Raw genomic sequence first — 13,342 nt, forward strand, 5'->3', positions numbered from 1 at the left:
TCCTGTCCTCAAGGCCTTCCATCAGCGTCTCATTGCCAAGGGCAAAGAGCCCAAGGTCGCGCTCGTCGCCGTCGCGCGAAAGATCCTGACCATCCTCAGTGCAATGATCCGAAACAACGAACCTTGGGATCCAAACAGGCTCTGACAAACACAGTTGCTCATCCGTCTCGGCACTATCGCGCCGATCCACCTTCTCCACAAAGGGAGAAGGGAAGGAGCCTCTGGCCCTACACCTCCCTCCTAAAACCCGCTACACACCCCGCATGAACCAGCACGCCAAGCTCCGGGTCGGCCATTCGGCCTGTCCTCACGATTGCCCTTCCACCTGCGCCCTCGAAGTCGAGCTGCTCGACGGCAACCGCATCGGCCGCGTGCATGGCGCCAAGGCGAACAGCTATACGGCGGGCGTCGTTTGCGCCAAGGTCGCGCGCTATGCCGACCGCGTGCATCATCCCGACCGGCTGCTGAAGCCGCTGGTGCGCGCGGGCGCCAAGGGCGAGGGCGCGTGGAAGGAAGCGAGCTGGGAAGCGGCGCTCGATCTCGTGGCGGGAAAATTCATCGCGGCCGAGGAGAAATACGGTTCCGAGACGGTCTGGCCCTATTTCTACGCCGGTACGATGGGACTGGTGCAGCGCGACGGCATCGAGCGGCTGCGCCACGCGAAAAAATACTCGGGCTTCTTCAGCTCGATCTGCACCAATCTCGCCTGGACCGGCTGGATGATGGGGGCGGGCGCCTTGCGCGGTCCCGACCCGCGCGAGATGGCCAAGGCCGATTGCGTGGTGATCTGGGGCACCAATGCCGTGGTGACGCAGGTCAACGTCATGACCCATGCAACGAGGGCGAGGAAAGAGCGCGGCGCGAAGATCGTCGTCATCGATATCTACGACAACGCGACGATGAAGCAGGCCGATCTCGGCCTGGTGCTGAAGCCCGGCACCGACGGCGCGCTCGCCTGCGCGGTCATGCATGCGCTGTTCCGCGATGGGCTCGCCGACCGCGCCTATCTGGAAAAATACACCGACGATCCGCGCGGGCTCGAAGAGCATCTGCGCAGCCGCACGCCCGAATGGGCCGCCGCCATCACCGGGCTCTCCGTCGCCGAGATCGAAGCTTTCGCGCGGATCGTCGGCACGACGAAGAAGACTTATTTCCGTCTCGGCTATGGCTTCGCGCGCCAGCGCAACGGCTCGATCAACATGCATGCCGCGTCCTCGATCGCCGCCGTCACCGGCGCCTGGCAGTATGAGGGCGGCGGCGCCTTCCATTCCAATTCGGGCATCTTCAAGCTGAACCAGGATGTGCTCGAAGGCACCGCGATGCGCGACCCGAAGGTGCGCTACCTCGACCATTCGCGCATCGGCCCCGTGCTGACCGGGGCGGCGGATGCGCTCTACGGCGGTCCGCCGGTGACGGCGATGCTGATCCAGAACACCAATCCGGCCAATGTCGCGCCGGAGCAGCGGCTGGTGAGAAAGGGTTTTCTGCGCGAGGACCTGTTCACCTGCGTGCATGAGCAGTTCATGACCGACACGGCTAAGCTCGCCGACGTCGTGCTGCCGGCGACGATGTTTTTGGAGCATGACGACATCTACAAGGGCGGCGGCAACCAGCACATCACGCTCGGCCCCAAGCTGATCGAGCCGCCGGAGGGGCCGCGCACCAACCATTACGTGAATGAAGAACTCGGCAAGCGGCTTGGCGTCGGCGACTGTCCTGGCTTCGGCCTGACCGAGCGCGAGCACATCGACATCATCCTCGGCAAGCGCGGGCTCGGCAGCTTCGACAGTCTGAGGGAGCAGAAATGGGTCGACCTGCAGCCCGACTTCGACGACGCGCATTTCATCAAGGGCTTCGGCCATGCCGACAAGAAGTTCCACTTCCGCCCCAACTGGACTGGACAGTCGGCGCCCAACCGGCCGCCGAAAAGCATGGGCTTGTTCGGTCCGATCGAGCGGCTGCCCGAATTTCCCGACCATGTCGAGCTGATCGAGGTGGCGGACGAGGAGCATCCGTTCCGGCTGGCGACCTCACCGGCGCGCAACTTCCTCAATTCCAGCTTTGCCGAGACGCCGGTGTCGAAGGCCAAGGAAGGCAGGCCGGAACTGCTCATCCACCGCGAAGATGCCGAAGCGCTCGGCATCGAGAATGGCGGCCGCGTCGAGGTCGGCAACCGGCGCGGCGATTTGGTGCTGCACGCAAGGTTCTTCGACGGCGTGAAGCGCGGCGTGGTGATTGCCGAAGGCATCTGGCCGAACAGCGCGCATGAGCGCGGCGAGGGCATCAACGTGCTGACCGGCGCCGACGCGCCCGCACCCTATGGCGGCGCCGCCGTCCATGACAACAAGGTGTGGCTCACGGCGCTGTGACTACCTCACGGTCTGCCAATGGCCTAATGGCTCACCAACCGGGATCTCGGCCTTCGAGGTCATCGTCTGGGGCGACTTGCGGTTGGCGACCAAGACTGGCGTAGGGGTCCACATAGGCCATCTTGAGCGCATCGCCCACCAAACCGGCTATGGCGTTGAGCGATACGCCGATTGCAAGCCTCGGAAAGACTAGCCGCGGCAGTTTGAGGCGTCGGCCGGTAGTCGGGGCTGTGGCGAGGATGTCAGCCATGATGTCCTCCTGTGACGGCGACAAATGGCACCGCTTCCCACCCAGGTCCTTGGCTTGAACCTGAAGAGTCCTGAACGGGTCTGAAATTGCTTGAAGCGAAGACTCCCGAACGACCCTGAAGTTCGCCTTCAGGGTGATCTTGGATTATCTTGCCTGCGAGGGATGAGTTCTTGGCCGATGGACCTGCAGTTTGGGAACTATCGTTTGAGGCGAGCCGAACGGCAGCTGCTCGGGCCGCAAGGGCCGGTGGAACTTTCGGCGCGTTCCTTCGACATCCTCGCGGTGTTGCTCGACAGGCCCGACGAGGTGGTCGGCAAGGCTGAACTTCTAGATGCGATCTGGGCCGGCGTGGTGGTGGAGGAGAACACGCTGCAGGTCCACGTTTCGGCGCTGCGAAAGCTGCTGCCTGCCGAGATGATCGCAACTGTGCATGGTCGCGGCTATAAATATGCAGGCCCCAGGCCCTTCGCGGTTACGGCGGATGGTACGCCGCCCAGACCGTCCATTGCCATACTTCCCTTCGACAATATGAGCGGGGACCCGGAGCAAGACTATTTCAGCGACGGGATCACCGAAGACATCATCGCCGAGCTCGGGAAGTACAAGGAGTTTCTGGTCATCGCGCGGAACTCCTCGTTCCAGTTTCGCGGCAAGGCGCATGACCCGGCGGAGGTGGCAAGCAAGCTTGGCGTCCAATATGTCGTCGAAGGCAGCGTGCGCAAGATCGGCAACCGGGTGCGGGTCACCGTGCAACTGACCGATGCATTGTCGATGGCTCATATCTGGGGCGAACACTACGACCGGGAACTCGACGACATTTTCGCCATCCAGGACGAAATCACCCGGATGATCGCGGCGCGTCTGGCGCGACAGGCCAGAACCGCGATCGCGTCGCGCGCCAGGGCCCGACCGACCAACAACATGTCGGCCTATGAGTTTTACCTGCGGGCGCTGCAACTGGCAGCCGTCTATGACACAGTGCTCGAATCCGAACCCTTTCTGCGCCAGGCGGTACAACTTGATCCCAAGTTTGCCGCCGCCCACGCCATGCTGAGTTTTGTGGAGTCCATCAAGTATTATTGGGACTACAACAATCCCGGTCATTTGCATTCCGGACTGGAGATCGCAAGAACAGCATTGGGCCTCGATCCCGACGGAGCCTATGGGCATCTCGCCACCGGCTTCGCTCACTTGTACCTGCGCCAATTCAGGCAAGCGGAAGTCAGCCTTGACCGGGCGGTTGCGCTCAATCCGAACGATCCGTTCATTCTCAGTATCCGCGCTATTTTCCTCAATCACACGGACAGGCCGGAGCAGGGGCTTGGTGAAATAGCCGAAGCCCAGCGCCGCGACCCATACGCCGTGGGATGGTATGATGATTTCCGGGGCGTCCTGCTGACGACGGCAGGGCGATATCGCGAGGCGGCTGACTGCTACGCGAAAATGGCGACTGTGACACCATGGTCGCTCATTCGTCTTATCATCTGCCATTCCGAGCTCGGCGAAATCAGCCAAGCGCAAGATGTCCTGGCGAAGGTCAAGGCGCATTATCGCGGAATGAGCCTTGATCAGATCATCGATACCGAAGTGGACTTCTATCAGGACGCCGCCGTATGCGGCCGCTACCGCGCGATCCTCGATCGTGTCGACAAGGCGCAATAGGTCCGTCGCGGCTCATAGCCCTGGCTACTTCGCCGCCTGCGCGTCCAGCGCCTTGATCTCTTCCGCGGCTGCCTTGCGCGCCGCCGCATCGACACCGGACGCGCCCTTGTCCTTGGCGAAGGCGATGAAGGCCGTGCGCGTGTCCTCGTCGCATCCGTCCGAGCCCACGCCGTCGATGCCGGCTTTCCTGGCCGCGGCGAGCACGGAGTCGCAGGCGTCCGGCGCGAAGGCGAACTGGCTCATGACGGCGCCGAGCGTCAGCGGGTCCTGCAGGCGCGGATCGTCGCGGATCGCCTGGATGGTGGCGCCGCCGACCGCCTTCGATTTCCGATCCTGCGCGATCTGCGTCAGGTCGAAGATGAACTCGAATTCCGGCTTCTCGATGCCCTCCGGCTTCGACACCAGTATATCCAGCGCGTAGCGAGTGATCTCCTCGGGCGTCACCACCGATCGGATAGCGCGCGCCTGATGGTAGTTGCGCACCAGCACCCAGCGCGAGGGCAGGTCGCCGTAGCGGGCGAGAATGCCGAGCTGCTTGATGGCGGCAAGCTTCTGCTTGTCTGTCTTGGCGGCCTGCGCCTGGGCGAACACCTTGTCGCGGATGCGGTTGACGAGGTCCGAGTCGAGGCCGCCCGGAGCGGGCGCGGCCTGCTGTGTACCGGCTGCGGCTTGCGGGCTGGGAGCATCGCCAAGCGGTCCCTTCGCGTCGACCCAGGCGGCCAGCCCCTTGCGCGCGTCCGGACCGAAATAGCCCTTCGGCTCGCCGGTGTAGAAACCCTCGCTCTTCAGCGTCGTCTCGATGGCGACGCGGATATCGTCGGGCAGCGCCTTGCCGATGCCGACCAGATTGTTGTCGTCGAGGCCGGCCGGCGCCTCTCGGAAAGCATCCATCACCGCGGCTGCGATCGCCGCCGTTCCGGCGCTGGAGGCCGGGCCGGAAAAGAGGCCGCTCAGTTCCATGTCGGCGTCGTTGGCGCCGAACACGCCGGCGCCCATCCTGCCGATGCCGTCATTGTAAAGGGCGATGCGGTCGGTGATGCCTTCGCGCAGCGTCATCAGATGATCGAAGCTGTCGAAGGTGAAGGCGTTGGCGAGCTTGCTCCTTGCCTTGAGCGAGCCGAGACGCGCCGCCTCGCGCCAGGCATGCAGGCGCTCGCGCGGGTTCTTGTCGATGCCGAGACCGTCGTCATAGGCATCGCCGAGCAGCACCATCGCCTCGACGCTGCCGAGATTGGCGGCGTTGATCAGCATCGCCGTCGCCTTCTGATCGTCCTGCGGATAGACCACGCCCTTGCGCAGAAGCTTTGCGTGCAGCAGATAGGCCTGCTGCTCCTTCCTGGCTTCGCCCTCGTCGATCAGCGCTTTCAATTGATCGTCGCTCAGCCCGTCGTCGCGGCGCGACGGGTGATAGCTGGTCGAATCGAGATTGGCATATTGCGTCGAGGCGTAGAGCCACAGCGCCTCGCGATCACCGCCGTCCGCCAGCGGCTTCAGCATGGCACGCGCCGAATCCTCGTTCTTGAACTGCTGATCGTCCGACAGCTGCAGCCGCGCCAGCGCCAGCGCAGCACCTGGTTCGCCGGCCTCGGCGGCGTCGCTCAGGCGCTCGACCAGCTGGTCCGGATTGTCGATTTGAAAGCCGTCATAGTCGGGAAGCAGCTTCGCCAGCCTGATGCTGGCGTCGAGATCCCACGGGGCGTTGAGCAGCCGGATCGCCTCGCGCGGCTGGCGGCCGACGAATTTGCCGTCGAGCAGCAGGCCGGCGAGCAGCGGCCCGGCGCCGGCGACGTCCTTGGTGGCGCCGCGCAGCATCGCGATCGCGCGCTTGCCGTCCGCCGGGCCGCCTTCGCCCTTGGCCAGCATGTCGGCCAGTATCGGTATGGCATACTGATCGTTGGCGACGCGCGCTTCCAGCAATTGCCTGGCCTTCGCCGCGTCCTGCTGTGTGCCTCGGCCGAGCCGCAGCGCCTTGATATAGGCGAGCACCGACGCTTCAGGCCCGGCACTGCCGGCCTTGGTATCCGCATCCACGGCCTGAAAGGCCTTGTGCTGCTCCTCGGCGGCAAAGCCGTCATTCTCCAGCACCGTCCGCGCAATCAGCAGTGGCATGGCGGCGCGGAACTGGCTGTCCCATTCGCCGGGCGACTGGCCCTGGGCCGGCGCATCGATGACGCGTTGCGCGGTCTCGACCACCTTGCGCGCGTCGCGGCGCAGCAGCGGCCCGTCGATATACTGACGCAGCAGCGTCTCGAGCGCCGTGAGATGACCGGCAGCGCCGGCCTTCTGCAAGGCATCGAGCGCCATCGCCCGTGTGACCGGCGGCGGACCGCCGTCGGCGCTGTCGTGGCGATGCACCGAATAGACCTCGTAGAGCAGATAGTTGGCCTCGAGACTGCCGCCGTCGGCGATGAGCTTGATCTGTGGGACGAGAAAGGCCAACCCCGCCTGGTTGAGCGCGACCTGGACCCGCAGCCATTCAAGCGTCAGCCGCTTTTCCTGCGGCGCGCCGAGCATCGCCGCCTGGCATTTGTCGGACAGGGTTTTGAGCTTGCTCAGATCAAAGTCTTGCGGGAAGAGCTGGCCATACTGGACAGGCGGCGCCTTGGCTTCGGGATCGAGCGGCACCGAGGCACCCTTGTCGCAGACGCTGATCGCCTCGGCGAGCGCCGCCTTCTTCGCCGCATCCTCAGCCGCCTTTTTGGCCGCATCGTCGGGTTTGTCGGAAGAAGCCTGTGCAGCGAGGGCTCCGCCGGCAAGCGGCGCCAAAGGAATGAAGGAAAGGACAGCGAGGCAGAAAGGAACCAGGACGTGCACTGGCCGCGGCATGGGCGCCCCCCTCGGACGTGGGTCCGGGTGCAGCCGGACGCTCACGCCAAATTAGCACATCACGTCAACGATGATGAGTGTGGCGCTTCACATTCGCTAATAGTCCGCCCTCGTCTCGCCCCGATATCGTGGCGTCCCCAGGCGCCTGAATCAATTTGCCAAGGCGGCGTGCTAGAGGATTGTTCCGACTCGGGCTTTCGACGGGAATCGCCATGCCGCAACCGCTTAAAATCGCCATCGCCGGTGCGCTCGGCCGCATGGGCCGGCAGATGGCCGAGACCGCCGCCGCCGATCCGCGGCTGCAGCTCGTCGCGCGCTTCCATCGGCCGGGCAGCGTGGGCGAGGGGCTCCTCGAGCGCGACGAAGCGCTTTCGCTTGCCGACGTGGTGATCGACTTCACCACGCCCGCGGCGTCCGCCGAACTGGCCAAAGCCTGCGCGGCACGCGGCGGTCCGGCGCTGGTGATCGGCTCAACGGGTTTCACCGTATCGGAGTTGGCCGCAATCGGCGAGGCGGCAAAGACAATCGCCATCGTGCGCTCCGGCAGCTATTCGCTTGGGCTCAACATGCTGACCGGACTGGTCGAGCAGGCGGCGAAGGCGCTTGGGTCCGATGACTGCGACATCGAAATCCTCGAAGCGCATCATCGCTTCAAGGTCGACGCGCCGTCGGGCACGGCGCTGATGCTGGGCGAGGCGGCCGCGCGCGGACGCGGCATTGAGCTGGACGAGGTTGCGAAGCGCGCCCGCGATGGTCTGATCGGTCCGCGCCCTGCCAGCGAGATCGGCTTCGCGGTGCTGCGCGGCGGCAGCGTTGTCGGCGAGCACAGCGTGAGCTTCCTTGCCGAAGGCGAGAGGCTCACGCTCACGCATACGGCCGGCGACCGCTCGATGTTCGCGCGCGGCGCCATCGCGGCGGCACTCTGGGTCGCCAGCCGGCCGCCGGGTGAATACGACATGCGTCACGTGCTGGGCCTTTGACGGTCGCTAAAAAGGCTGAAAGCCAGCTGAAAGCTTGGCCATGCCATGACGGTATTCGCGGCGTTCGCCGTGACTGGCCCGGGAGGGGTCGGCAAGGAGGAGATGCGGCGCAGCCCGGATGGCGCGCCGCCCAGGTGGAGGAAGTTACGTGACCGGTTTTATCTCTAAACACGCCCTTCGTTCGGCGACGCTGACGCTTGCCATGCTTGCCGCGGGCGCGACGACGGCGACGGCCGCAGACAAGATCTCGATCATGGTGGGCGGCTACGAAAAGCAGATCTACCTGCCCGCCAAGCTCGCCGAGGCGCTCGGCTATTTCAAGGACGAGGGCCTCGACGTCGAACTGCTCAATGAGCCGGCCGGCGTCGACGCAGAGAACGAGATGCTGGCCGGCGCCGTGCAGGGCGTGGTCGGCTTCTACGACCACAGCATCGACCTGCAGGCCAAGGGCAAGTTCGTCGAATCCGTCGTCCAGTTCAGCCAGGCGCCTGGCGAGGTCGAGCTGGTCTCTTCCAAGCATCCCGAGATCAAGTCGCCCGCCGATTTCAAGGGCATGAGCCTCGGCGTCACCGGCCTTGGCTCCTCGACCAACTTCCTGACCGAATATCTTGCGGTCAAGAACGGACTGAAGCTCGGCGAATTCACCTCGGTTCCGGTCGGCGCCGGCAACACCTTCATCGCCGCCATGCAGCAGGACAAGATCCAGGCGGGCATGACCACCGAGCCGACGATCTCCCGGTTGCTCAAGACTGGCGAGGCCAAGGTGCTCGTCGACATGCGCACCGTGGAAGGCACGAAGGCGGCACTCGGAGGCACCTATCCGGCCGCCTCGCTCTACATGCAGACCGAATGGGTCGACGCCCATAAGGAAACCGTTCAGAAGCTCGCCAACGCGTTCGTCAAGACGCTGAAGTTCATCAACACGCATAGCGGCGCCGAGATCGCCGAAAAGATGCCGAAGGACTACTATGTCGGCGACAAGGAAGGCTATGTGAAGGCGCTCGATGCCGGCAAGGCGATGTTCACCGCCGATGGCGTGATGCCGCAGGGTGGACCGGAGACGGTTCTGGCCGTGCTCTCTGCCTTCAAGAAGGAACTGCAGGGCAAGCAGATCGACCTGTCGAAAACCTACACCACGGAATTCGTCAAGAACGTGAAGTAGCCGCAGGCCGGCGCGAGGTTCCGACCTCGCGCCATCATGCCCGCCTTGTTTCCACGTCCGCCGATCTCCTGCGCGGGGATCGCCCGCTATTGGAGTCTGTTCAACCATGGCTGTCGAAAAGACCGCTCCCGCGATCGAGCTGATCAATGTCAGCCGCCGCTTCCTTTCCCCCACAGGCAAATCGCTGACGGCGATCCGCGATTTCACCATGACGGTCGAACGCGGCGAGTTCGTCGCCGTCGTCGGCCCGACCGGCTGCGGCAAGTCGACGACGCTGAACCTCGTTACCGGGCTCGCCAGTCCGAGCGCCGGCGAGGTCCGCGTCATGGGCGCGCCGGTCAAGGGCATCGATCCGCGCATCGGCTTCGTGTTCCAGACCGATGCTCTGTTTCCCTGGCGCACGGTGATCGAGAATGTAATGGCCGGGCCGCTGTTTCGCGGCAAGCCCAAGGCGCAGGCCCAGGCTTCCGCCCGCGACTGGCTGGCGCGCGTCGGCCTGGCCCGCTTCGAACAGCACTATCCGCACCAGCTTTCCGGCGGCATGCGCAAGCGCGTGGCGCTGGCCCAGACCTTCATCAACGGCCCTGAAATCCTCTTGATGGACGAACCGTTCTCGGCGCTCGACGTGCAGACGCGTGTGCTTATGCATGAGGAACTGTTGCGCCTCTGGTCCGACGCCAAGGCTTCCGTCGTCTTCGTCACTCATGACCTTGAGGAAGCCATCGCGCTGGCCGACAAGGTCTATGTGCTCACCGCCGGGCCGGCGACGGTAAAATCCGTCTACACGATCGATCTGCCGCGCCCGCGCGTCGTCGCCGACATCCGTTACGAGCAGCGCTTCATCGACTATTCCCGCACCATCTGGGCCGATCTCAAGGAAGAGGTCGAGACCAGCTACGCCCGCGCGGCGGCGTGAGGAGAACCGACATGACAGACGCCACCGTCAACATCCCGACCGCCGCCTTCAGGCCCGGAACCTCGGATGCCGAGATCGAGGCCGCCGCCGCCAAGGCAGCAGCGCATCGCCGCCACACCGTCACGTTCTGGCGGCTGGGCATCCTGGTCGTCTTCCTCGCCCTGTGGGAAATTGCCGGCCGCATGGCCTGGATCGACCCCTTCTTCTACGCCATGCCGAGCACGATCGCCGGCCGGCTCTATGAGTGGATCACGGAGGGCACGTCGGAAGGCCCGCTGTGGTACCACCTCTATGTCACCATGGAAGAGTCGGTGCTGGGCTTCGTCACCGGTTCGGTCGCCGGCATCATCATCGGCGTCGCGCTCGGCCGCAACCGTATGGCCGCCGACATCTTCTCCATCTACATCAAGGTGATCAACTCGATCCCGCGCGTGGTGCTGGCGCCGATCTTCATCATGATCCTCGGCCTCGGCCTTGCCTCCAAGGTGGCGCTGGCCTTCGTCATGGTGTTCTTCGTCGTCTTCCACAACGCCTTCCAAGGCGTGCGCGAAGCCGATCGCGCCATGATCGCCAATGCCCGTATCCTCGGCGCCTCCGACTGGCAGCTGACCCGCTCGGTGATCGTGCCATCGGCGATGAGCTGGATATTTGCCAGCCTGCATGTCAGCTTCGGCTTCGCCATCATCGGCGCCATCGTCGGCGAGTTCGTCGGCTCGCGCTACGGCATCGGCCTCCTGATCAACATCGCCAAGGGCTCGTTCGACGCGGCCGGCATGTATGCAGCGATCGTCATCGTCATGGTGGTGGCCCTGGCCGCCGAGTACCTGATGACGATGGTCGAGAGCCGGCTGGCAAAGTGGCGTCCTCAGCCGCTGCACGAGACGCAGTGAACTGCCTTAGAGCGGTTCAGCGTTTCAAGGAATCGCCGAACCACTCTAAGCCTTTGTTTTGCGCAATTCCGGACGGAAAACCGCTACGCACTTTTCCTGGAATTGCTCTAGTTGCCTGGCAGCCGCACCTCGACCTTGAGCCCGCCTGCGGCGGCGTCGCCGAGTGTGACGCTGCCGCCGGCATTCTCGACCACCTCGTGGACGATGGCGAGCCCGAGCCCGCTGCCTTCCTCGGCCGAACCGGCTATGCGGTAGAAGCGTTCGAAGACGTGCTCCCGCTCTTCCACGGGAATGCCTGGCCCGGCATCCGACACGGTCAGCAGCGCCTCGCCGCCACTGGCGGCGAGCTTCACGGTGACGCTGCCGCCGGCCGGTGTGTAACGCAACGCGTTGTCGACAAGATTGACGATCATCTCCCGCAACATCGTCCCGTCGCCGATGACCGGCACGGGGCCGGTCTCCTCGAGGCCGAGGTCGATGTTGCGTTCGATCGCCTTTGGCGCATGTGCCTCCAGAACCTGGCGGGCAGCCTCGGTGAGGTCGATGCGATCGGCACGTGGCCGCCGGCTGCCGGGCTCGGCGCGCGAGAGCGTTAGCAACTGCTCGGCCAACCGCGCCAGTTTGCCTGAACTTGCCTGCAACGCCACAAGCGCTTCCTGCCGCCGATCCGCGGCGCTTTCGCGCAACGCATAGCTCGCCTGTGTCGACAGCAGCGCCAATGGCGTGCGCAACTGGTGCGCGGCATTGGCGATGAAGCGGCGCTGCGCCGCCATCTGCGCACGCACGCGCGCCATATATGCATTGAGCGCCTCGATCAGCGGCCTGATCTCGCTCTGCGCGCCTGTCACCTCGATCGGGTCGAGGTCGCTGCGGCCTGGCGAGCGAACCGCATCGCGAAGGCGGATCAGCGGCGCCAGCCCGCGGCGCAAGCCAAGCAGCACGAAAACGCCGGCGATCGCGACCAGCGCCAGTTGCTGGCCAAAGGCGCTCAACCACAGACGCCTCACCATCGCGTCGTGACCGCCGAGCGTCACACCGACCGTGACCGTGATCGGCGAATCCGACCCGGCGCCGATGACCGTATGACTGAGCGTTGCTAGGCGCAGACGATGATCGCGAAAACCGGTCTCGATACTGCCGCGCCGTGTCGCCTTCGGCAGGTCGGGATAGCCGGTGAGCAGGCGTCCGCCCGCGGTTTCGACATGGTAGTAGACACTGTCGCGATCACCGGTATCGAACATTTCGATCGCCGCCGGCGGAATGGTTGCGTCGAGCACGCCGTCTCTCACAGCGACCTGCTCGGCAATGGCGCGTGCCGATGCCATGAGCATCCGGTCGGTGACCAGATCGGCGGTCGCGCGCGCATTGCCATGGCTGGTCCACAGATTGATTGCGGCGAGCCCGGCCAGCGGCAGCACCACCCAGGCCAGCAATTGGATCCGAAGGCTGCTGATCCGAAGACTGCCGATTCTCATGGCGCCGGATCGTCTTGGCGCAAGAGGTAGCCGAGGCCACGCAAGGTGGCGATCTGGACGCGCGATCCCTCGAGCTTCTTGCGCAGGCGATGCACATAGATCTCGATGGCGCTGGGGTCGGCGTCGGTGTCGAAGTCGTAGATCGCCGCCGAGAGCGCCGCCTTGCTCACCGTACGTCCGGCCTTGACGACGAGCTGTTCCAGCACCGCATGCTCGCGCGGCGTCAGCGACAGCGTCGTGCCGGCAAGCGAGAACAGGCGTGTGTTGGTGTCGAAGACGAGGTCGCCGCAGGAAATGACCGGCGCGGTGCGGTCGTTGGCGCGGCGCAGCTGCACGCGGATGCGCGCCTCCAGTTCCTCGATCTGGAAAGGTTTGGCCAGATAGTCGTCGGCGCCTTCGTTGAGCCCCTTGACCCGGCCGTCGAGGCTGGCATTGGCGGTGAGCACGATCACGGGCACCGGGTTGCCGCGCGACCGCAGCCTTTTCAGCACCTCCATGCCGCCCATGCGGGGGAGGGCGAGGTCGAGGATGATCAAGGCGTGGTCGCCGGCGGCCAAGGCATGCTCGACATCCTCGCCGTCATGCACGACGTCGACGACATAGCTCGCCTGGCGCAGCGTCTTGCTCAGCCAATCGGCCAGTTCGCGATTGTCCTCGACAAGCAGCAGCCGCATCGTTTGTCGCTGTTTCCTCCCCACGGCGCCGAGCTTCGCCGAGAGCGGCAGGCGGCGTCCGAATTGGTTCCCTGAGGGAACCGATAGTATCGATCCGCCCGCAAGGCAAACGCGGTTTCCCGGCGGCCGGGAGTCCAG

10 protein-coding genes and 1 pseudogene are annotated in these 13,342 nt (G+C 64.8%); 7 read left to right on the plus strand and 4 right to left on the minus strand.

What is annotated here, in order from left to right; translation table 11 throughout:
• Positions 1–145: pseudogene (locus EN852_RS42495) on the plus strand (IS110 family transposase); the annotation flags it as partial.
• A gap of 118 nt (positions 146–263) precedes the next feature.
• A complete protein-coding gene (locus tag EN852_RS25465; RefSeq protein ID WP_127877975.1) occupies positions 264–2,369 on the plus strand; it encodes a molybdopterin oxidoreductase family protein in 2,106 nt (701 codons plus the stop codon).
• A 31-nt stretch (positions 2,370–2,400) separates the two neighbouring features.
• Here EN852_RS25465 and EN852_RS25470 read toward each other — a convergent pair whose 3' ends face one another.
• The gene (locus EN852_RS25470) at positions 2,401–2,619 is read right to left on the minus strand and encodes a hypothetical protein (RefSeq protein ID WP_127877977.1); all 219 of its coding nucleotides are present in this window, start codon (positions 2,617–2,619) and stop codon (positions 2,401–2,403) included.
• A gap of 177 nt (positions 2,620–2,796) precedes the next feature.
• Here EN852_RS25470 and EN852_RS25475 point away from each other — a divergent pair, with 177 nt between their 5' ends.
• Positions 2,797–4,281, plus strand: a complete 1,485-nt coding sequence (locus EN852_RS25475) for a winged helix-turn-helix domain-containing protein (protein WP_127877979.1) — start codon at positions 2,797–2,799, stop codon at positions 4,279–4,281.
• Between the two features lie 24 nt (positions 4,282–4,305).
• Here the strand turns inward: EN852_RS25475 and EN852_RS25480 are convergent, their stop codons facing one another.
• Positions 4,306–7,107, minus strand: a complete 2,802-nt coding sequence (locus tag EN852_RS25480; RefSeq protein ID WP_127877981.1) for a sel1 repeat family protein — start codon at positions 7,105–7,107, stop codon at positions 4,306–4,308.
• A gap of 212 nt (positions 7,108–7,319) precedes the next feature.
• Here EN852_RS25480 and dapB point away from each other — a divergent pair, with 212 nt between their 5' ends.
• The 4 genes from dapB (at position 7,320) to EN852_RS25500 (ending at position 11,055) form a co-directional block, all read left to right on the plus strand.
• Positions 7,320–8,087, plus strand: coding sequence for a 4-hydroxy-tetrahydrodipicolinate reductase (gene dapB, locus EN852_RS25485; protein ID WP_127877983.1), 768 nt, complete (start codon positions 7,320–7,322; stop codon positions 8,085–8,087).
• A 202-nt stretch (positions 8,088–8,289) separates the two neighbouring features.
• Entirely contained in the window at positions 8,290–9,249 is a 960-nt protein-coding gene (locus tag EN852_RS25490; protein WP_127878177.1) for an ABC transporter substrate-binding protein, read from the plus strand.
• Between the two features lie 106 nt (positions 9,250–9,355).
• On the plus strand, positions 9,356–10,165 hold the full coding sequence (locus tag EN852_RS25495) for an ABC transporter ATP-binding protein (protein ID WP_127864998.1): 810 nt from the start codon (positions 9,356–9,358) through the stop codon (positions 10,163–10,165).
• Between the two features lie 11 nt (positions 10,166–10,176).
• Entirely contained in the window at positions 10,177–11,055 is an 879-nt protein-coding gene (locus EN852_RS25500) for an ABC transporter permease (RefSeq protein ID WP_127864999.1), read from the plus strand.
• Positions 11,056–11,162: 107 nt separating this feature from the next.
• Here the strand turns inward: EN852_RS25500 and EN852_RS25505 are convergent, their stop codons facing one another.
• Positions 11,163–12,530, minus strand: a complete 1,368-nt coding sequence (locus EN852_RS25505) for a sensor histidine kinase (protein WP_127877985.1) — start codon at positions 12,528–12,530, stop codon at positions 11,163–11,165.
• The gene (locus EN852_RS25510) at positions 12,527–13,204 is read right to left on the minus strand and encodes a response regulator (RefSeq protein ID WP_127877987.1); all 678 of its coding nucleotides are present in this window, start codon (positions 13,202–13,204) and stop codon (positions 12,527–12,529) included. Before EN852_RS25510 ends, EN852_RS25505 begins: the two co-directional genes overlap by 4 nt.
• Between the last annotated feature and the right edge of the window lie 138 nt (positions 13,205–13,342).

Origin of the sequence: Mesorhizobium sp. M2E.F.Ca.ET.209.01.1.1 (assembly GCF_004010375.2) — a bacterium.
In the GTDB taxonomy this organism is placed as follows: domain Bacteria; phylum Pseudomonadota; class Alphaproteobacteria; order Rhizobiales; family Rhizobiaceae; genus Mesorhizobium.

Bases quoted from the DNA above. Each gene is read 5' to 3' on its own strand.
- EN852_RS25490 (WP_127878177.1), top strand. From the start codon at position 8,290: ATGCTTGCCGCGGGCGCGACGACGGCGACGGCCGCAGACAAGATCTCG.
- EN852_RS25500 (WP_127864999.1), top strand. From the start codon at position 10,177: ATGACAGACGCCACCGTCAACATCCCGACCGCCGCCTTCAGGCCCGGA.
- dapB (WP_127877983.1), top strand. From the start codon at position 7,320: ATGCCGCAACCGCTTAAAATCGCCATCGCCGGTGCGCTCGGCCGCATG.
- EN852_RS25505 (WP_127877985.1), bottom strand. From the start codon at position 12,530: ATGAGAATCGGCAGTCTTCGGATCAGCAGCCTTCGGATCCAATTGCTG.
- EN852_RS25480 (WP_127877981.1), bottom strand. From the start codon at position 7,107: ATGCCGCGGCCAGTGCACGTCCTGGTTCCTTTCTGCCTCGCTGTCCTT.
- EN852_RS25475 (WP_127877979.1), top strand. From the start codon at position 2,797: ATGGACCTGCAGTTTGGGAACTATCGTTTGAGGCGAGCCGAACGGCAG.
- EN852_RS25495 (WP_127864998.1), top strand. From the start codon at position 9,356: ATGGCTGTCGAAAAGACCGCTCCCGCGATCGAGCTGATCAATGTCAGC.
- EN852_RS25510 (WP_127877987.1), bottom strand. From the start codon at position 13,204: ATGCGGCTGCTGCTTGTCGAGGACAATCGCGAACTGGCCGATTGGCTG.
- EN852_RS25470 (WP_127877977.1), bottom strand. From the start codon at position 2,619: ATGGCTGACATCCTCGCCACAGCCCCGACTACCGGCCGACGCCTCAAA.
- EN852_RS25465 (WP_127877975.1), top strand. From the start codon at position 264: ATGAACCAGCACGCCAAGCTCCGGGTCGGCCATTCGGCCTGTCCTCAC.